The 19,822-nt window shown below is 46.2% G+C and carries 20 protein-coding genes; 2 read left to right on the forward strand and 18 right to left on the reverse strand.

Annotation, left to right across the window (positions count from 1 at the left end; genetic code table 11):
• Positions 1-10: 10 nt before the first annotated feature.
• The 8 genes from AC6H3C_RS12240 to AC6H3C_RS12275 form a co-directional block, all read right to left on the reverse strand.
• Complete coding sequence (locus tag AC6H3C_RS12240; RefSeq protein ID WP_497521160.1) at positions 11-1,507, reverse strand: IMP dehydrogenase; 1,497 nt, start codon at positions 1,505-1,507, stop codon at positions 11-13.
• 136 nt (positions 1,508-1,643) lie between these two features.
• A complete protein-coding gene (locus AC6H3C_RS12245) occupies positions 1,644-3,710 on the reverse strand; it encodes a hypothetical protein (protein ID WP_497521161.1) in 2,067 nt (688 codons plus the stop codon).
• 139 nt (positions 3,711-3,849) lie between these two features.
• Entirely contained in the window at positions 3,850-5,169 is a 1,320-nt protein-coding gene (creD, locus tag AC6H3C_RS12250; RefSeq protein ID WP_497521163.1) for a cell envelope integrity protein CreD, read from the reverse strand.
• Between the two features lie 62 nt (positions 5,170-5,231).
• Positions 5,232-5,528: a winged helix-turn-helix domain-containing protein gene (locus AC6H3C_RS12255; RefSeq protein ID WP_497521165.1), complete on the reverse strand. Its 297-nt coding sequence runs from the start codon at positions 5,526-5,528 to the stop codon at positions 5,232-5,234.
• Entirely contained in the window at positions 5,500-6,153 is a 654-nt protein-coding gene (locus tag AC6H3C_RS12260; protein ID WP_497521167.1) for a hypothetical protein, read from the reverse strand. Before AC6H3C_RS12260 ends, AC6H3C_RS12255 begins: the two co-directional genes overlap by 29 nt.
• Before the next feature lie 102 nt (positions 6,154-6,255).
• Entirely contained in the window at positions 6,256-6,540 is a 285-nt protein-coding gene (locus AC6H3C_RS12265; protein ID WP_497521168.1) for a hypothetical protein, read from the reverse strand.
• A 49-nt stretch (positions 6,541-6,589) separates the two neighbouring features.
• Positions 6,590-7,603 carry a phosphotriesterase family protein gene (locus AC6H3C_RS12270; RefSeq protein WP_497521170.1) on the reverse strand — a complete coding sequence of 338 codons (1,014 nt, stop codon included), beginning with the start codon at positions 7,601-7,603 and terminating at the stop codon, positions 6,590-6,592.
• Between the two features lie 176 nt (positions 7,604-7,779).
• Positions 7,780-8,238 carry a cupin domain-containing protein gene (locus AC6H3C_RS12275; protein WP_497521171.1) on the reverse strand — a complete coding sequence of 153 codons (459 nt, stop codon included), beginning with the start codon at positions 8,236-8,238 and terminating at the stop codon, positions 7,780-7,782.
• Between the two features lie 302 nt (positions 8,239-8,540).
• Here AC6H3C_RS12275 and AC6H3C_RS12280 point away from each other — a divergent pair, with 302 nt between their 5' ends.
• A complete protein-coding gene (locus AC6H3C_RS12280) occupies positions 8,541-9,080 on the forward strand; it encodes a hypothetical protein (protein ID WP_497521173.1) in 540 nt (179 codons plus the stop codon).
• Positions 9,081-9,090: 10 nt separating this feature from the next.
• On the opposite strand, the gene AC6H3C_RS12285 is transcribed toward AC6H3C_RS12280, so the two are convergent.
• The 4 genes from AC6H3C_RS12285 to murB all read right to left on the reverse strand — a co-directional run bounded on the left by AC6H3C_RS12285 (position 9,091) and on the right by murB (position 14,206).
• Positions 9,091-9,951 (reverse strand): alpha/beta hydrolase, encoded by an 861-nt coding sequence (locus AC6H3C_RS12285; RefSeq protein WP_497521175.1) that lies wholly within the window; start codon positions 9,949-9,951, stop codon positions 9,091-9,093.
• Between the two features lie 136 nt (positions 9,952-10,087).
• The gene (locus AC6H3C_RS12290; protein WP_497521177.1) at positions 10,088-12,505 is read right to left on the reverse strand and encodes a TonB-dependent receptor; all 2,418 of its coding nucleotides are present in this window, start codon (positions 12,503-12,505) and stop codon (positions 10,088-10,090) included.
• 206 nt (positions 12,506-12,711) lie between these two features.
• Complete coding sequence (locus tag AC6H3C_RS12295; RefSeq protein WP_497521179.1) at positions 12,712-13,083, reverse strand: DUF8478 family putative metalloprotein; 372 nt, start codon at positions 13,081-13,083, stop codon at positions 12,712-12,714.
• Positions 13,084-13,183: 100 nt separating this feature from the next.
• Positions 13,184-14,206: a UDP-N-acetylmuramate dehydrogenase gene (gene murB / locus AC6H3C_RS12300; RefSeq protein ID WP_497521181.1), complete on the reverse strand. Its 1,023-nt coding sequence runs from the start codon at positions 14,204-14,206 to the stop codon at positions 13,184-13,186.
• Positions 14,207-14,411: 205 nt separating this feature from the next.
• Between murB and AC6H3C_RS12305 the strand changes: the two genes are divergently transcribed.
• Positions 14,412-14,600 (forward strand): hypothetical protein, encoded by a 189-nt coding sequence (locus AC6H3C_RS12305; RefSeq protein WP_497521183.1) that lies wholly within the window; start codon positions 14,412-14,414, stop codon positions 14,598-14,600.
• A gap of 60 nt (positions 14,601-14,660) precedes the next feature.
• On the opposite strand, the gene AC6H3C_RS12310 is transcribed toward AC6H3C_RS12305, so the two are convergent.
• The 6 genes from AC6H3C_RS12310 to rsxC all read right to left on the reverse strand — a co-directional run bounded on the left by AC6H3C_RS12310 (position 14,661) and on the right by rsxC (position 19,818).
• Positions 14,661-15,377, reverse strand: a complete 717-nt coding sequence (locus tag AC6H3C_RS12310) for a cell division ATP-binding protein FtsE (RefSeq protein ID WP_497521185.1) — start codon at positions 15,375-15,377, stop codon at positions 14,661-14,663.
• A 252-nt stretch (positions 15,378-15,629) separates the two neighbouring features.
• On the reverse strand, positions 15,630-16,202 hold the full coding sequence (gene rsxA / locus AC6H3C_RS12315; RefSeq protein ID WP_423127391.1) for an electron transport complex subunit RsxA: 573 nt from the start codon (positions 16,200-16,202) through the stop codon (positions 15,630-15,632).
• Positions 16,203-16,205: 3 nt separating this feature from the next.
• Positions 16,206-16,799: an electron transport complex subunit RsxE gene (gene rsxE / locus AC6H3C_RS12320; protein WP_497521187.1), complete on the reverse strand. Its 594-nt coding sequence runs from the start codon at positions 16,797-16,799 to the stop codon at positions 16,206-16,208.
• Positions 16,796-17,410 (reverse strand): RnfABCDGE type electron transport complex subunit G, encoded by a 615-nt coding sequence (locus AC6H3C_RS12325; RefSeq protein WP_497521188.1) that lies wholly within the window; start codon positions 17,408-17,410, stop codon positions 16,796-16,798. The genes rsxE and AC6H3C_RS12325 overlap by 4 nt, the downstream gene beginning before the upstream one ends.
• Positions 17,411-17,439: 29 nt before the next feature.
• Positions 17,440-18,429, reverse strand: a complete 990-nt coding sequence (locus tag AC6H3C_RS12330) for an RnfABCDGE type electron transport complex subunit D (RefSeq protein WP_497521190.1) — start codon at positions 18,427-18,429, stop codon at positions 17,440-17,442.
• Between the two features lie 57 nt (positions 18,430-18,486).
• A complete protein-coding gene (gene rsxC / locus AC6H3C_RS12335; RefSeq protein ID WP_497521191.1) occupies positions 18,487-19,818 on the reverse strand; it encodes an electron transport complex subunit RsxC in 1,332 nt (443 codons plus the stop codon).
• Positions 19,819-19,822: the final 4 nt, after the last annotated feature.

Genomic DNA, 19,822 nt, shown 5'->3' on the forward strand with positions numbered 1-19,822 from the left:
ACGACCTTCTTTACATATTCGCGTCTTTCAGAATGACATCGTGCGCTCCGCCTTCTACAATACTGGTTGCCGACACCAGGGTGATTTTGGCTTTTTCTTTCAATTCGGGAATACTGATTGATCCGCAACTGCACATGGTCGATTTTATTTTGCCTAAGGTGATGTCCAGGTTGTCTTTCAGTTTCCCGGCATAAGGTACATAGCTGTCGACGCCTTCTTCAAATTTCAGGTTTTCGCTGCCGCCCATGTCGTAACGCTGCCAGTTGCGGGCCCGGTTTGAGCCTTCGCCCCAGTATTCTTTTACATAGCGGTTATTCACCATCAGCTTGCGGGTCGGGCTTTCATCGAAACGGGCGAAGTAGCGTCCCATCATCAGGAAGTCGGCGCCCATTGCCAGGGCCAGTACCATGTGGTAGTCCTGCACAATACCGCCGTCGGAACAAATGGGGACGTAAATGCCTGTTTTTTCGTAATATTCATCCCGGGCAGCGGCAACTTCAATAATCGCTGTTGCCTGTCCGCGGCCAATTCCTTTTTGTTCGCGGGTGATACAAATGGAGCCTCCTCCGATGCCTACTTTGATAAAGTCGGCCCCTGCTTCGGCCAGGTACATGAAGCCGTCACGGTCGACCACGTTTCCGGCGCCAATTCTGAGCGTTCCTTTATATTTTTTTTTGATGTATTCGATGGTTTCGCGCTGCCAAACCGAAAAACCGTCCGACGAATCAACACAAAGTACATCCACTCCTGCGTCTACCAGGGCAGGTACCCGTTCTTTATAGTCGCGGCTGTTGATTCCTGCGCCAACCATCAGCTTTTTATTGGCATCCGAAAACTCGTTCGGATGTTCTTTGTGGCTTTCATAATCTTTCCTGAAAACAAAGAAATGCAGTTTCTGATCTTTATCAATAATCGGTAAACTGTTGAGTTTATGATCCCAAATGATGTCATTGGCCTCGTTCAGGCTGATTCCGAGTTGGCCAGTAATCAGTTTTTCGAAGGGGGTCATGAATTCTTTTATTTTTTTATCCATTGCATCGCGGCTGGGACGATAATCGCGGCTGGTGACAATGCCGAGCAACTTTCCGTTTGAGCTTCCGTCTTCGGTAATTCCCAGGGTGGCATGTCCGGTTTTCTCCACCAATTCCAATACATCTTCCAGCGTATGTTCCGGTGTCAGGTTTGAATCACTTTCAACAAAGCCTGCTTTGAATTTTTTTACTTTGCGGACCATCTCAGCCTGTGTTTCGATTGATTGAGAACCGAAGATGAATGAGAGCCCTCCGTTTCTGGCTAAAGCAATAGCCATGTTGTGGTCCGAAACCGACTGCATAATGGCCGAAACAAAAGGAATGTTCAGTTCCATCGCGGGCTGTTCGCCTTTTTTGAAACTTACCAGCGGCGCTTTTAACGAAACGTTTGATGGGTTGCAGTTTTTATCGGTCAGACCAGGGATAAGCAGGTATTCACTAAAGGTTCTTGAAACTTCATTCGAGTATTTTGCCATAATGTGCCAGCTTTTTGTGTTAAAAAATTGCGCAAAACTACATTTATTTTTCTTTTCCGCCTTGCTTTTCAGGTCAAATTTACGTTATCAGTCCCGCAGGTGTTACCCGGATTGTCAGACCAGCCTTCCTGTTCAGTTATTCGCGTATAGTGGTGGATATGCTTGCCTGGTAATTGGAATAGTTGTACAGGGGGGTGCGTTTCGGACTGTACCATTTCGTGTGGTACCGGGGGTTATCATCCTGGGTGTAAACCCAAAGCTGACGGGTATCCCAGACAACTATTTCGTCGCGGCAGTCGCCGGTGATGTCAAGTACGGCATAACACAGGTCGGGGTGTCCGTCGTCGGGAAATTCGAGCACTTTACGTCCGTAACCATCCCAGGCTCCGCCTTCAGCCGCATTGGCATTTAAAACAAAAAACTCCTCCGATTTGCCTGTCCAGTTTAAGGGCAAACACATGCTGCCATATTGGTTGGGTTCAAAATCGTGGTAGATATTTCCGTTTTTATCAAAAAGATGAATCGTTCCCTGGTTACCCCAAAAGTTCACCGAAACGGTTTCCAGTCCGGGTAAATCGTCTCTGAAATTGGCCACAGCCGGGTTTTGAACATGGCCAATGTAGTGGCGCCGGTTGATTTGACCATCCAAGCCCGCGAAAAATATGCCTTCGTCGCTTGCCGCACAGAGAATTTTTGGATCTTCATCTTCATCAAAACGCACAATGGCAACCCCGTCGGCATGATCAGACAATTCGTCGTCCAAACTCCATAATGTTGTCCCGTCGTCATCAAACAGGGAATAGCCCATGAGCAGTTCGTCTTTCCCGTCTCCATCGGTGTCGTAAGCGTAGGGGTAATGTCCCGTCCGGCATTCGTTTTTCCACAACAGATTGAGCTGGGCATCAAATGCCCAGAAATACTGGTACCGGTCTTTCAGAATGAAATCGCTGTCGTATCCATTTCCCTGCAAATCGAGAAAATAGATGCAGTCGCCTAAAATGCGGGGAAAACTGTTGTGCCCCGATTCCATTGGTTTTCCACCGGGAGTGAGCGGGGTAGGAATTTTTTTGATGATCTCTCCGCTTGCTCCTTCTGCAATAATCAGTTCCTGGTTCATCGTGTAAATTACCTCGTTTTTCCCGTCCTGATTGATATCGTGGATTTGGAAGGCCACATCATTGGTTAAACTGGTTTTCCACGGATCCGGAGTTCCTTTCCTCCATAAAATCTGGCCATCCAGTGTCATGGCAGTCAGGCAGCTTAATTCGCTGTTACGGTCTTTGGGACCATGATGCACCACTTGCCCAAGCAGGATGTCCACCTCACCGTCGCCATTTAAGTCGCCAAAGCGGATATTCCGCCCCACACCATAGTCGGCCAGATAAATTTTTTTGTACACGCTCATTTTTGGGTTTTGCGCGATCAGGCTGTCCTGTTCCTGCTTAAAAGCCAGTTCGTTTTTTTGCATCAGCCGGTAGTCGTTTTTGCCTGCGCTTACTTTTACCGAATAAAATTCGGTGTATGAATCGGAAAGCAGACCAATTTTGCCGGCGCTAAATGCGTCGTCGCGGATTTCCCAAACCTGGTCGTCGGGAAAAAATACCTTGATTTCGGGACCGGATATGCTCACTTTTACACGAATGGTATCGTCGGAAACCAGGTGGTTGTATGCTTTTGTCAGCATGGTTTCGTCGGGCTGGCGAAAACCGGTGGCATGATTGACCTTCATTAAACAAAGAGCATCGTTGTCCATCCCGAGAAAATAGTAACAACGGTCGTTCTGATAGCGAAATACAATGCCGTTACGATGTTGCAGGGTGCCGGGCTTAAATTTCGCTTCAACGGTGTAGTCTGTCCAGAACGAAGAACCAGTAATCACCATCGGGTGCCAGTGCATGTTGTGGTTTGCTGCCGTTTGCACCATCATGTTTTGGCCATTGCTGTTTTTTCGTATTTCCCAGGATGGCGGGAGGTTATACCTGAAGGTCGACACCACCCAGTTCGACCGGGGACGGGCTTCGGGCAGGTAATGATATTCGGTATGGGCGCCAAGGTCGGTTAGCAGCGGGCCATGAAACTGTTGGGAGAAATCTTCGTTCAGCAAAATCGTCTTTCCTGATTGATGCCGGCACGAACTGCAAAAAAGAAGGATGATCGCTAACAGGGAGGCGACGAGGTCAGCATGAAAGGTTCTCGATTTCATATGATTGTGGTTTTTACATGGTAGATTGTTAAAAATACAATTATTTAGCCACGATATGAAGCGGCGGGAACAATTTATTCGTGCATAATTCGAACGAAAAACTGTGCCGGCTTCAGCTTGCCGGCACAGTCGGTTTTAGCTAATCGTACCAGTTAATCTTTCGGGTGAAAAACATGGTTAAGGCCAGTACCAGGAATAAGCCGACGCTGCCGACTAAGAGGGCGTACGATTCGAGTTGCAGTAAAATATAAATAAACCCGAACGAGATCGCCAGGATTGACGTTAACCCGGCCGCATTCGTCCACGATTTTAGAAACGACCGGGAGTAAATTAGAACCATGACTGAAACCAAAATGGCTGAAACCAGGTAGGCCGGATTAAATCCGAGGTGTTCGGAGATAGACAGTAGCAGGAGGTAAAAAATGAGTACGGCAAAACCGACCAGAATGTACTGGAAAGGATGAATCCGCTGATTTGTAATTACTTCGTTCAGAAAGAACGAAAGAAAAACGAAGAGGATGATCAACACGCCATACTTGGCGCTCCGGGTGCTTTTTTGATAATGATCGGCGACAATCACCAATTTTACGCCAAAATCGGCGCTTGTGATTTTGTATTCGTTGTCTTTCCATTCCTGCGCAAATTCACGGTTGTAACTCAGAACTTTCCATTGGGCGTCAAAGCCTTCTTTACTGATGTTTCGTTCTGCCGGCAAAAAAAGCCCCTGGAATCCGGGATCGTTCCACGACGATTTCAGTTTCACGACCGTTGTTTCGGCAGCCGGAGCAAATTGTAAGGTTTCCGAACCTTTCAGATCGAGATTGATTGTAAACTTTGCAGGCAGATTTTGTCCCTCGTCAACCGGAATGTCGAGCGAAATACCATTTTCTCCAATCAATTTGTTTTCCATGCCGGGCGAAAAGGGATAGGTTTTCCCATTCCAGTTAATTTCGACCATCGAATTAATTCCGCGCAGGTCGTTGATGGCAATGGCTAATTTGGCTTTGTCCCACTGAATGTCTTCAGGTTTGATTTTCAACCGGTCGAAATCCGGTTTTTCAAAGTCGCCGCTTATTTGAAGCGATGTTTCATACACCACACTTTGGTAAATACTCCGGTGCAGTTCTTTGGGGAAGATTTCTCCTTCAACCATTAGATTTTTGGGCAGAAAGTGATACTTGTGAATTTCCTCTTTCAATAATTTCCCTTCGTTGTCGAATATTTTTTCAACGTAAGGGATGGTTAATACGGGGCCCCTGACAGTCTGGTCGTACGACCATTTTTCGGCCACTTCGTGTTTCGCCGAATTTGCGGTTATTTCTCTTTCCTCAATCACTCCCATAATCATCATTTTGGGAATTAATAAGATCAGGATGATGAATCCGATGGCGATTACTTTGATGGTGAGCTTCATTTTCGGACTTTTTGCTTTTTCTTCTAAAAATTGAGTTGTTGTCATTTTTTTATTTTTATTAGGTTATCAAAGAACTTTGCAATACAAAGTTGAAGTTCAAAAAAATATTACAGGTTTTTCAGGATCTCTTCGAGGGTGTTGATGTGTTTTTCGAAAGCTGCTTTCCCTTTTGGGGTAATGCCATAGTCGGTATTCGGTTTTCGCTCGATAAAACTTTTACTGACCTTGATGTAGTTCACTTTTTCCAGGTATTTCAAATGGCTGGCCAGGTTTCCGTCGGTAACATTCAGGGTTTCTTTGAGCAGCGTATACGATACCTTGCTGTTAACCAGGAGAACCGACATGACTCCGAGCCTGATCTTGTTTTCGAATGCTTTATCGAGCTGTTGAAATAGGTTTTTCACGCTGGTTGAGTTTTACGTTCGTAGCGGAAATACATGACGGTGCCGTAAACGATGTGTACCAGCCCGAAACCAAGAGCCCAGAAAATAAGGCCCAGTCCGGGTAAAATAGCCGATAAGATGCCCAACAGGATTTGAAACAGGCCATGTAAAATATTTCCTGCCGGGTATATTTCGCGGCATTAACAAGCGCCAGCCCGTAAAAAACCAAACAAAAAGGAGCTACAACGCTGTAAATGCCCCGGAACGTGAAAATCAGGATCAGGATGCCGCCGCTAATCAGGGGTATGGCCAGGTTTATACAAAGTAGGCGGGAGCCGGTGTTCCAGAATTTCTGTCCCGTTTTTTTTGTTTTAACGGTTGTCAGCCAAATAACCGTTATAAATGAAGCCAGTAACAACACCGCGGCCAAAAGGATCAGCTGATCCAAAACCTGGTGCGGATATACTTTCCGGTAGATTGATGGCGCCGGCAAATAAATCATCCGGTAGGCGATAAGAGCGCCAATGATGGCGTAAACTCCGACTAAAATGCCGGATAAACCGCTTAATGACAGGAACCGGCTCGATTGTTCCATTATCTTTCTGATTTCTTTGATTTCGGCAAGATACTGATCTGTGGTTTTCATATTCTAAAAGTACTTTGAATTGCAAAGTAAATGATTATTTTTAATCATGCAATACCGGTTTCATATTTTTTTATCTGCTTTTGTTGTTAACCGGGAAATCGATTAGCATCCTTTCCTTTTCTTGGCCCCGGCGCCTCCTCCTCCAAAGAAAATCATCACGCCGAGCAGAAAACCGAAATTGTACCAGCCTCCGGCATTGGGGAATGCATAAATTTCATAGTCGGTAAACAGGCTCAGGATAAAACTGAACAGGATGATAAAGCCGTGAAACAGCCCGTGCAGAAACCCGGGAAGATGATCGGTGTTTCCGGTTGTTTGTGTGGCGCAACCAGCGGCCAGCAGCATGGAAAAGATCAGAATTAGCAAAATTGATAAGTTTCGTTTCATGGGATATTTTTTAGTGATTGGTCATTGGTCATTGGTCATTGGTCATTGGTCATTGGTCATTGGTGATCAGTCGTTTTTTTACCGTGAATGCCTCTGCGGGATTCCTGACCAGGATTTGGTTCAAATCGTCATCAGAAAAGCCCAGTTCTTTCAGCCGGGGAGTCAATGATTCAAAAATGGGCGTGTAAGGTTTAAAGGCCTGTTCCGGTTGTCCCGGGTCAAACCATCCGGCATCATGCGAAATCAGCACCTTGTTCAGCAGCCCTTCATCTTTAAAGCGTTGCAGCAGTTGGGGGTATTCCTGCTCATAGGCTTCGTCCCACCCGTATTTGTCGAGCGAAACCCATGCGCCCTGTTTGGCTATCCGGATCAGTTTCTCCGGGTCTTTTTCGTCGCTGGCATGCGTCCAGATAAAGGCTTCGGGAGAAACGCCTTCTTCTTTTAACAGATCCAGTTGCTGAAAAGCCCCAACTGCCGGCCCGGTATGGGCCATGATGATCAGTCCGGTAGCTTTGTGGGTAATCGCGGCTGCGCGCGCCAGTGTTGCGTGAAATTCTGACAATGGTTTTCGGTCGACTCCAATCTTAATAAACCCGGGTTTAATGCCTGTGCCTTCAATACCTTGTTCAAATTCAGCAATCCAGAATCGTGCGATGGTTTCAGGCGACATCAGTAAAATGTGGGAAGGAATAAAGCGGTTATTTTGTGCCCCGTAAAAACCGGTATTGGTCAGTATTTGTATGCCGGTTTCTTCCGAAAGTCGTTTTAACAGTTTTACATCGCGGCCAACATAAATAGGCGTACATTCCACAAATGTTTTCACGCCGTGGGCCTTTAGTCCATTCAGATAGGGGAGGACCTTACCGGCAGCTTCGTCCAGGGTATAGGCTTCGGGTTCATTGTTTTCAGCACGGGCAAAGTCAACCAGTATGTGTTCGTGTTCCAGGCACAGTCCCATGTCGTCGGTCGAAATGTCGCCGGTAACGGTAATGATTTTTCCTTTGGGTTGAAACGTACAGGCGGCCAGTGCCAGCAGTGTTATCAGCCATAGACGGTATATCATATTTTTCACGTTTAGTTATCCTAAGTTAAGGCGAAGAATTCAATTTTTTTCATAATTCATACCTGTCAGTTTTTACTGGCGGAACAGTATGCCCACAAGGGAGGAGTCAAAATGGATTGAATGAGCACCCCCCGGCCCGGTAATTACACGTAGCCAGTTATAAGCTGATTTATTTTTTATATTTCCCATTTTGGAGCAGATGCAATTCTTTTTCCATCCTCTGTTGTATATTCTTCTAATGAGTTTTCTTTTGCCTGTATACAAATGTACACCATGTTTTCTGCTGATGTGTTGCATAAACTTCTCACACCTTCAGGTGCAACTCTTATTACACTGCCTTCTTGTATCGGAAAACAATCATCGTCTACTTGATAATAACCTGAGCCCTTGAGTATAATATATGTTTCCTCGTCTTTGTAATGCCTATGGAAATACCCCAATTCTGATTTTGGCGGTATTGTAGTAAATGATATTTCCGTTCCCGTTGATTTGGTTGGCTCTTTTAAAAACACCTTCCCTTTAATCTCTGTTCTTAGTTTTGGATGAATAAGCGAATATGTTTCGATATCTTCTAATCTACCGATATTTACCGCAGTGTAATTCTTGTTTTCTGAAATCATTTCTACTTTTTTCATATTCTTGTAATTTTCGATCAGACATTCTTTGAAAATATTTTTGGGATAACGTTCATCCCGACCTCCTAAAAAACGACTTTAATCCGTTTCATGTTGCTTTACGAGGGAGTAGTTTCACACTTGCTCTGCAAGCAAAGCCTGACAGCCTACTCACTGTTTACTGCACGTAAATGTACAAATTATCAGTTGGTACCGGGTAAAGAAACGGGAAGGCAAGTTTATTCGTTTGGCAAACATTTTTTAGCTTTCTATTTTTTATCTTTAACCATGATTTACAACGAAACAGCATAAACCGGAAAGCGATGAGATACCTTGGACTTATCTTTTTGATCTTGTTGAATGTTCACTTGTTTGGCCAGGTAAACCAGCAGGAGGCATTCCTGTTTGAAGGATATATTTTTACGGAAGATTCCATCCCGCTCGAAAATGCGCATTTAATTAACTACCGGACCACAAAAATTGTCACAACAAATCGCCTGGGCTTTTTCAGAACCTCGGTATTCGAAGGCGACTCGCTTAAGATCAATCACTTATCGATGTCGCCGGTGACCATTTACGCAAAGAAACAGGCAGAGGGGCAAAACAGGTATTACCTTCCTTACCGCACCTACCTGATCAATCCCATGTCGATGCCAACCTACCAGAAAGAATACGAACATTCGGAAAATAATGCCGAACAGATCCGGGAGGAAGCTGAGGATCAGCTGTTGATTGATCCGAATATGCGAAGCGGCAAAGACAATCCGTATGACGATGACGAGGTAAATCCCGGGATAACGATCCTCAAGATCAATTTAAAACCTAAAAATAAAGACGCAAAGAAGGAGCCTAAAAAGGAATAACAGCCAAGTTTTAATGCTGATGAAATGCGTCTGAAATAAACGAAAGCACTTCAGGCAGCGACTCCCGCCAGTAAGCCCAGGTATGACCTCCCTGCCTGATGCGGAATTCGTGGGGAATGTCCCTTTTCCGCATGGCGATATGCACCAGCGAATTTCCTTCATACAAAAAATCATCGTCGCCGCAATCGATATACCAGCGTACCGCTTTTTTCTGGTCGTCGGGCATTTGTTCAATCAGGGCCAGGGCGCTGTGTTTCCGGTAGTAGGCTTCCACTTCTTCGTCCGTAGCGCCGGTTTCGCCCCAACGCTCAACAAAAGTCCGGGCATCGGCCAATGACAGCGGACCGGCCAGCGCACTCAGCGGGCAAGCCGACGAGAACAGCTCCGGATGGTGCAAAGCGTACATAAAGGTGCCGCCTCCGCCCATCGACAAACCGGCAATTGCCCGGTAACGTTTTTCGCCCTTAATCCGGTAGGTTTTTTCCATATAGGGCATCAGTTCGCTGAAGAAAAAATCTTCGTACCGCCACTCTCCTTTCAGGTCATTAAAATACCCGCGACGACCGGTATTGGCGTCGGGCATCACGATGATCATCGCCGTGGCCGATCCGTCAGCAATGGCTTTATCGGCCATGTGCTGCACTTCGCCAAATTGCACCCAGCCGGTTTGATCGTCGCCCGCGCCATGCAAGAGGTATAACACCGGGTAGCTACGCTCTGACGTTTCGTAACCGGGTGGCAGGTAAATGGCATACTTCCGGTCCATTTTCAGGATTTTACTCGAGAACGACAAGTTGTCGTAAACTTTACTGTTTTGTGCCAGCAGGGACACGGATATCAGGAAAAAGAGGGCTGAAAATAATGTTCTCATGCTGTTAACGATTTAGTTTGTTAGCGGCTTTAAAGTTATCATTTCAGCCCGACAGGAAAAAGGCCTTGTTCGCATTTATTTTACCTGCACGATTCTGTTATCGGCAAAATCAGCGTTTCTGGCACTGATTTCCAGATCAGAACAGATTTCCGAATTTAACTCCAAAATTAATAGTTCGGGGCTGAGACGGCCCGTAAATGTATCCGGCATCGCGGTATACGCCACGGTCGTAATCGTTCTGTATCCGGTTAAAAATATTTTTCACCCCGGCATAAAACTGGATTCCGGTTTCGTTTGTAAAATGAATGTCATACGACAGCAACAGGTCGGTGACTAAAAAATGATCCGTTTTTTTCAGTTGTTCCCCGTCAATGATGTCGCCCCGGCTGATGGCGTCGAGCACCAATTGCCTTTCGTCACCTTCAAAGTCGTTGGGATTCAGTCCGAAATGAGGGACATCCATCGCGCCGGTATAGTTAAACGAGAGGCTGGTATTAAAATGATGGCTTGGCTTCCAGAGAAAGGTTGCATAGCCGTAGCGTTTGGGCGTACGCACAAAATCTTTCGTTACGCTTTCTTCGTTTTCGCCCCAGGCCTGGGCCGACTCATAACGGCTTTGCTGAACGGTAAAACCCAGCTGTGTTTCCAGCTTCTCCGAAATAAATGATTTCCATTCCAGGTTAAGGCCGGCCACATAAGCGCCGTCGTCGGCATTAACCCGTATGTAGGCAAAGTTTCCGTCATCGTCAAGCGGATAAAACTCATTCGAAAACGGATCTTTCAAGCGGGTGTAGAACCCTTCGGCCAAAAAATCGTTATAGGTATTTCCCAGGCTAAAAACCGAATTCACCGATGCTGTAAACGCATGGGAGGTTTCCTGTTTCAGATTTTCGGAGTTGAAGGTGATAACGCGTGTTGCATTCACCAGTTCGATATGCAGATCTTCGTTGAAAACCTGCGGCGCCCGGTAACCTTGGGCATAGCCCAGCCTGAAGCGCAAATCAGGATTCAGTTTATACATGATGCCTGCCCGGGGAACCAGGACATGATTACTCAAATCGGCATCGCTTTCGCGGTCGTTGATCCGGTAATAATCGTACCTCAGGCCCAGCGACAGGTTTACTTTTTCCGACTTCCAGTCGTGCTGAACAAAAGATCCCAGGGTACTCACGGCCTGCCGGGTTAACGTTGTGTTTTCCTGACCGCCCGAACCCAGTTTCAGATCATGCAGGTAATCCGTGGTATGGTCGATTCCGAAAATCGTTGATGACTGCGCGAACAGAAAGCGGGAAGAGCTGAACCCGTAATGCGCACCGACCGAAGATGTCAGGTTTTTAGTGTCGCCATAGGCATTCGCATCCTGCTGCGCACCGTAATACGAATCGCGCAGCACATGCTGGGCCGACGCGTAAACAGTGAGCTTATCGTAGCTCCCGTTCGTAAATAAATCATACGAAAGGTTCGCTCCCGAAATTAAATGATTGAGCTGTTCGGCAATATCCGCTTCGTGCGGGAGATAATCCAGTTTATTTCCTCCCCGGCGGTATTCGCTGATCCGGTAGCCGTCCAGCGTGATTTTGCTTTTTTCTCCCGGCTTATGAAAAAGGCTGAAACCAAAGGTTGTATTTTTCATTTCTACCAGTTCGCTGAAACCATCGTCATTCAGATCATGTGAACCCCGGTTACGAAGCATGGAATAAAGGTAACCGCCGGTTTTACGGTTGTCGGCAATCACCGATGTATTGAGGTTAAGCTGTCCGTCAACCGAAGGCTCAGGGCCGTCTCCGACTCCAATGGCAGCCATACGCCCGTCAACTAAAAAGGTATTCCTGACCGGTTCTTTGGTAATAATATTCACCGTTCCGGCAATGGCATTTCCTCCAAAAAGGGCTGAGCCTCCTCCACGCACAACTTCCAGGCGTTCAACCATGTTGGCCGGGATCATTTCGAGCCCGTAAACACCGGCCAAACCGCTAAATACCGGACGACTGTTCATCAGAATCTGCGTATAAGGCCCCTCCATCCCGTTCATGCGCAATTGGGTGAAGCCGCAATTCTGGCAATCGGTCTCGGTACGCAGGCCCGGAGAAAACGATAAGCCCTCGGCTATGTTTACCGATTGCGTCATATTCATCAGTTTGGGCGAAATCGTTGTTACAATAACGGGGGCTTCGGCCCGGTTGGTCTGATTACGGTCGGCAGTCACCACAACGCCTTCGATGTTTAAAAAATCTTCTTTTATTTCAAACTTTAATTCCAGGGTTTTATTGGCCTCCGTCCTGATCGTTTTAGCGGAAGTTTTATACCCGACGCCGCTCACCCTTACCGTTAACTCGCCTACGGGCAGGTTAACGAGTTGAAAATGCCCGGTGGCATCGGTCGTGGTCCCGATGGTGGTTCCGTCGATGGTGACGTTAATAAACGGAACATGTTCGCCATGGCACTGGACATCGCCGATCAGGTTTGCATCGGTTTTAAGCTTCTGCGCATAACCTGCGGTTGTGACCATAAAATGCAGTAAAATTGAGCTGGTCAAAGCAATGATGTATTTCATGAAATCTTTGTTTATCGTTTGTTATTGCTAAATCAAATTCAGGTGAATTAAACTCTCTGCGAAAACTCGCTCCGGATCAGCCATACCTGTGGCAAGTTGTGCATAACGGTAACCAACAGTTTGCCGGGCCGGTAACACAGCTTTCCCGGGAAAATCGATACCGGGAAAGACCGCATGATCAGGTAAACTAAAAAACAGGCTGATTTTTACGTATCTGATTTAACAAACGGAGGAGACCGCCCTTGCTGACGGCTGTAAAACAATTGATTGTATCTGGATTGTTCGCAGCCGAATTGAACAGGCTGTGAAAACGCAGTCAATACCGCAACAAAAAGAGAAACAAAAAAGAGAAGCTGCAATTGTGAAAGCTGTATGAATTCGGTCGCAGAATGGTGATGTTTTTTGAAAGGAGCAGCATCCTGGCTTTTATTATAAGGGTGGGCGTGGACTACCACCTGGCCGTTACCCAAAATATGGGCATGCATAAAAACAGCATTGTTTACAATGAGCATTCCCATCAAAACAATGAGCGCGCTGGCTGCAAAATTCTTTATATTGTATTTAAAAATTATCAACACAAATGCTAAATCAAGTCGTTCTTCGACAGATTAAAACTCAAACCCGCCCCGATTGTTCAAAATTTAACATTCAAAAAAATAAAATTGATTTGATTTTTGGTCAGACGCCCAACACATTCACCTCCGGTTCGAGGTCGATGCCAAAGCGCTCGCGCACCGATTCCCTTATTTTCACCGATAGCCTGTACAAATCCTGACCACTGGCATTTCCGTAATTCACCAGCACCAGGGCCTGTTTTTCGTGCACCCCGGCATCACCTTCGCGAAATCCTTTCCAGCCGCATTGATCAATGAGCCAACCGGCAGCCAGTTTCGATTTTCCTTCACCGGCCTGGTAAACAGGCATCGACGGGAAAGCGGCCTTTAGCTTTTCAGCCGGTTCCTGATCGACTACCGGGTTTTTAAAAAAACTTCCGGCATTGCCCAATAAAACGGGATCGGGCAATTTGGATTCGCGGATCGCGATCACCGCCTGACGGACATGGTGCAGGCTCTCTCCACCCCGTTTTTCCACTTCTGCCTTCAGGTCGCCGTAACCCAGCTTGTACCCGGCAAACTTGTCCAGTCGAAAAACCACCGAAGTCACCACAAAACGGCCTTTCAAGTCGTTCTTGAAAATACTGTCACGGTAGGCGAAACGGCATTCTTCGGCCGGAATCCCGTATTCGCTGAAGGTATGCAGGTCGAAACCTCTTACCTGCTCTACAAAATTCTGAACTTCAACTCCGTAAGCGCCAATATTTTGAACCGGCGCCGCTCCCACGCTCCCGGGAATCAGCGACAGATTTTCGACACCGCAAAACGATTGACTGACACAATAGGCAACAAAATCATCCCACTTTTCACCGGCGCCTACTTCCAGCCAGATGTGATTCCGGTCTTCGCGCAACCGGCTAATTCCGGGCACATGGGCATGAATAACCAATCCGTCGAAATCGTTTACAAACAGCAAATTACTCCCTTCCCCAAGAAACAGCAAAGGCAGTTCGGTCCATTTATCAAAGGAGCTTAAAAAGAAGGGTAAATCTTCCGCCTCGGTAAATTCAAAAAAATAGCGGGCTTTAACATCCAGTCCAAAGGTATTGTATTTCTTCAGGGAATAATTTTCTTCAAAACGAACCATAAATTGTTTTTTTTTGCCAAAGATTGCTCGTATCCACACCAATAACAAGACAAATATTAATTTTTCTACTTGTATTGTTAATTTATGACATCATTTCTTGAAAATTACGAACAAAGGGCAGATAACGAATCATCCTTTTGCATAAATTTGCGGCACAAAGGAAGTCAATTCTGGCTTTCACACAAAAGTTAAACCCAAGTTTGTTATGAAAAAATTGATTTTTTTAGTTGGTATTGTAGCCCTGATGGCTGCTTGCGGCGCTCAGGCCGGTAAAGGAACTGCAAAAGAAACTGAAACCGAAATGAACGCAGTGGAAGAAATTGTTGCTGATTCAATTGTCGTTGATTCAACAGCAGTTGCTGTTCCCGATTCAATCGAAGCTGTTGCCGAGTAGTTTAATCCGGGGCCGAAGATGTTTTAAAGAGACTGTTTGGTTTCTTTAAAACATCTTCTTTTAATTATCCATTAATTCTGCAAAATCAACTTCTTCAGCCGTTTTAGAGGAGTCAGTCACTTGCCTGTCGGCACAGATCAAAGTCCGCGAAGGAAATTTATTCAGTAACAGGTAGTCGTGAGTAGCCATCACAATGGTTTTTCCCTGACCGTTAATTTCTTTAAAAATTTGCATTAAATCGTCCGATGTATCCGGATCCAGGTTTCCGGTAGGTTCGTCAGCCAGAATAATATCCGGGTTATTCAGCAATGCCCGTGCAATAACCACCCGTTGTTGTTCGCCGCCTGATAATTCATGAGGCATACTTTTCAGTTTATTCAGCATGCCAACGCGGTCCATCACCTCCAGAATCCGACTTCCAATCGCTCTTTCCTGCTTCCATCCGGTAGCTTTCAATACAAATTCCAGGTTGGCATAAACAGTCCGGTCGGTGAGCAAACGAAAGTCCTGAAACACCACGCCCAATTTCCGGCGCAGAAACGGAACTTCAGACCGCTTTATGCGGGCCAGGTTATATCCTACCACCAGGGCTTCGCCCGAATAAAAATCCAACTCGGCATTTAACAAGTGGATCAGACTCGACTTACCGCTGCCCACTTTGCCAATCAGGTAAACCCACTCTCCGCTTTTGATTTCAAGATTTACATTCTCCAAAACCAGGTGATCCTGCTGAAAAATATCGACCCCTTTTAATGAAATGACAGAAGTTTTCTCCATGAACTCAGAATTAACGTGCTATCTGCAAAACTAATTTTTTTTTCACTATTATCAGACTAAAGTAGGGATCACAAAATTTTGTTGTCTGCAAACCCGGTTTACGGGCAATATATTTTTGAGTTTTATATGATCTTCAAGGGCGTATTGATCGGATTGGTTCGGAAAAGATTTCGTATGACAGATATCCGTAAATATAAAAAAGGCAACCTTTCGGGTTGCCTTTGCGAATATCAAAAATGGTATTGTTGGTGACTACACCAATCCGCTAAATCCCATAAATGCCATAGCCAAAATGCCTGCAACAATGAGCGCGATTGGAGTTCCTTTTAATCCTTTGGGTACATCAATCAAATCGAGGTGTTCGCGCAATCCGGCAAAAAGTACCAGCGCCAGTCCAAAACCCACGGCGTTGCTGACGGCAAACACAACCCCTTCCATTAAGTTAAATTCTTTCTGAATGGTTAAAATAGCTACCCCCAGAATCGCACAGTTGGTTGTAATCAGGGGCAGAAATACGCCAAGCGCCTGATACAGGGCCGGACTCACTTTTTTCAGGATAATTTCGACCAGCTGAACCAATGAGGCAATAACCAGAATAAATGAAATGGTTTGCAGATAACCGATCTTGAACGGGTTGAGAATGTATAGCTGAATCAGGTAGGTGACAATGGTTGCCAGTACCATCACAAAGGTAACGGCCCCGGCCATTCCCACAGCCGTTGAAATACGCTTGGAAACACCCAGAAACGGGCAAACTCCAAGAAATTGGGTCAATACAATGTTATTGACAAAAACAGCTGATATAATGATGATGATATATTCCATGCGTTATTCTCCTATGCTTTTTTTGATTTTATTGGAAATGGCAATCAGGTAGCCAAGTACAATGAATGCCCCGGGAGCCAGGACAAAAAGTAACATGCCGTAGTCTTCAGCATAAACAGCCATGCCGAAGATTTTTCCGCTTCCCAGAAACTCGCGGATGGCGCCCAGTATGGTTAAGGCCATGGAAAAGCCGAGCCCCATGCTTAAACCGTCGATGGCCGAAGAGATCACGTTGTTTTTCGATGCAAACGCTTCTGCACGTCCCAAAACGATGCAGTTAACCACAATGAGGGGAATAAACAAACCCAGGCTTTTGAACAATTCGGGCAAATACGCTTGCATCGACAGTTCAACCACCGTAACAAACGAGGCGATAATTACGATAAAGCTCGGTATCCTGACTTTGTCAGGAATGACATTTTTCACCATCGAAACCACGATGTTTGCCATCAGCAATACAAAGGTTGTGGCCAGACCCATGCCTAAACCGTTTATGGCCGAAGATGTGACGCCGAGGGTAGGGCACATCCCCAGAAGCAAAACAAAAATGGGATTTTCTTTTAAAAATCCTTTTGTGAAGTTATTCCACTGATTCATAATGCACCTCCTTCAGTTTCTTCATGTTGCGAAATGGTGTCCTCCTCTGTTTTTTCAGGGGCGGATGATTGATAGGTTTCGTAGGCCCTCCGTATGGATTCCAAAAAAGCCCGGGACGTAATTGTTGACGCGGTAATTGCATCAACTTCGCCACCGTCTTTACTTACCACGAGTTTTGTTGTTTCGGGATTCTTACCAATAATGTTTTGGCCGGCTTTTTCCGTATTGTTGAACCAGGTATCCATTTTTGATCCCAAACCGGGTGTTTCTTTGTGTTCGAGCACCTGGTACCCGCTGATGGCGCCGTCGGGTTTAAATCCGACCATGACCTGGATTAATCCGCCAAAGCCGTTTTTCGAGTACGTTTTTACCGCCACGCCAACCAATTTATGCGAGCCGTCGAATGCCGGAAAAAATACCAGGCTATCGCCCCCTTCTGAGGGTATGGCTTTCCAGGCGGCACCAAGTTCTGTAAAATCGGGAAGGATGCTCTTTATCGCGTCGTTTTGTGCTTTTAGTTTTGCTGCATCAATGGCTTCCTTGGTCAGGTTGTGTACAAAACCTAAAATAGATGCAGACAGGAAAGAGACCAAAAATAAGGTCAATACCATGCTTAAGAATGTCGATTTTTTTCCGGCCATTACCTGGTTCCTCCAAAGCGTTTAGGTTTCACGTATGCGTTAATCAGTGGTGTAAAACCGTTCATAATTAAGATGGCAAATGAAATGCCTTCGGGATAGGCGCCGAAATTCCGGATCAGGATCGTAATCACGCCAATGCCAAGGGCAAAAATAAACTGTCCGCGGTGCGACATGGGCGAGGTGACCATGTCGGTTGCCATATAAATTGCTCCCAGCATAGCGCCGCCGGTAAGTAAATGAAATACCGGCTCAATGAATTTTTCGGGATTAACCAGCCACAAAATACCCTGGAATACAAAAATGCTCCCCAACAGAAAAACGGGGATGTGCCAGGTAATTACTTTTTTCCATAGCATGTAGCCAAATCCAAGCAGCAGCAGCAGGGCCGAAATTTCGCCCAACGAACCGGACATATTCCCGTAAAGCAGGTCCATCCCTGAGGGCAGACCGGACATCAGTTCGCTAACCGGCTGACCGTTTTTGACGCCTTCTTTTAAAAGAGCCAGCGGGGTGGCTGTAGTTAAAGCGTCAACGGCAGCCTGTTGATTCAGGCTAACAGGCCAACTGGTCATTTGAACCGGGAAAGAAATCAAGAGGAACACGCGGCCGACCAATGCCGGGTTAAACGGGTTGCTTCCCAGTCCGCCAAACGACATTTTGCCGACGCCGATGGCAACCAGTGCCCCGGCAATAATGATCCAGCCAGGAATTGAAGCCGGAACGTTAAATGCCAGCAGAATACCGGTCAACGCAGCAGAACCGTCGGTTATTTTGGGTTCTGTTTTCATAATAAAACGCTGAATCAGGTATTCGAAAGCCACACAGGCTGCAACTGACAGTAAGGTAACCCTGACTGCATCCAGCCCAAACATGAATACCGACCAGACCAACGCCGGCAACAAGGCCAGGATAACCCGGTACATGATCTTATTCACCGAGTCGCTGGTGTGTACATGCGGTGAAGGTGATATCGTTAGCAGTTTACTCATTTTTGATTATTCTGAATTATAACTGAATTGGTTGGTTCATTTTTTTTGAAAATCTGTTTATTTTTTTCGGTTACGGATGATTTGCCCCACTTTGTTTTTCCCCAGGCGGATGTAGTCGAGCAGGGGACGGTCGGCAGGACAGACGTAGCTGCACGAGCCGCATTCAATACAATCCATAACCCGGCTGTTTTCAGCGTTTTCCCAAATTTGTTTGTCCGAAACAGTCATCAGGTAATAGGGTTCCAATCCCATCGGACATACTGTAACACAACGTCCGCAGCGAATACAGTTTTGCATCGGCTTTCGTTTGGCTTCCGGCGCCTGCATGATGGTAATTCCGGATGTTCCTTTTGTGACGGGGATGTCGGTTGACGCAACGGCTTTTCCCATCATCGGCCCGCCGCTGATGATCTTTCCGGTATCTTCGGGTAACCCGCCGGCTGCATCAATTAATTCCTGAACAGGGGTCCCGATGCGGACCAAAAAATTGGAAGGTTTTTGAACTGATTTTCCGGTAATTGTCACGACCCGCTCAATCAGCGGTTTATTCTTTTGAACGGCTTCGTAAACGGCAAATGCAGTACCTACATTGCTTACTACGGCGCCAACGGCAATGGGCAATGCGCCCGACGGTACTTCGCGCCCGGTGATTGCTTTGATGAGTTGTTTTTCGCCTCCTTGCGGATATTTTACTTTCAGCGGAACGATTTCAACAGAACCATCTGCCGGCGCGAGTCCTTTCAGGTGGGCAATGGCGTCTTTTTTGTTGTTTTCGATGCCGATATACGCTTTGGTTACCTGTAAGGCGCACATCAACAACCGGACGCCAACCATCACTTCTTTGCCCTTTTCCAGCATCACCCGATGGTCAGATGTCAGGTAAGGTTCGCATTCAACTCCGTTGATGATCAGCATCTCGGCTTTCATGCCTTGCGGCGGTACCAGTTTGACATGAGTGGGAAAGGTTGCTCCGCCCATACCAACTACTCCGGCTGCATTTATTTTATCGATAATGGCTTTACTGTTGGCCTCGAAATCTTCGACTAATTGATCGTTGGTGATAATCTGTTCGTCCCATTCATCGCCTTCCACATCGATGAAAACCCCCATTTTCGGATAGCCGGAGGCATCAGTGGCCTGGTCAACTTTCTTTACAGTTCCCGAAACGGATGAATGGATGTTGGCAGATACAAACCCGCCCGCCTGAGCAATGATTTGCCCCACTTTTACCTGATCGCCTTTTTTTACGATGGCTTGTGCCGGTGCTCCAATATGTTGGGCAATGGGGATAAAAACGCTTTTGGGTAAAGCCAGCTTCTCAATGGCCTTGTTTGCTGACAATTTGTTTTCAGCAGGATGAACCCCTCCAAGTTTAAAAGTTTTTAACACGATT

This window comes from Gaoshiqia sp. US2, from assembly GCF_059705485.1.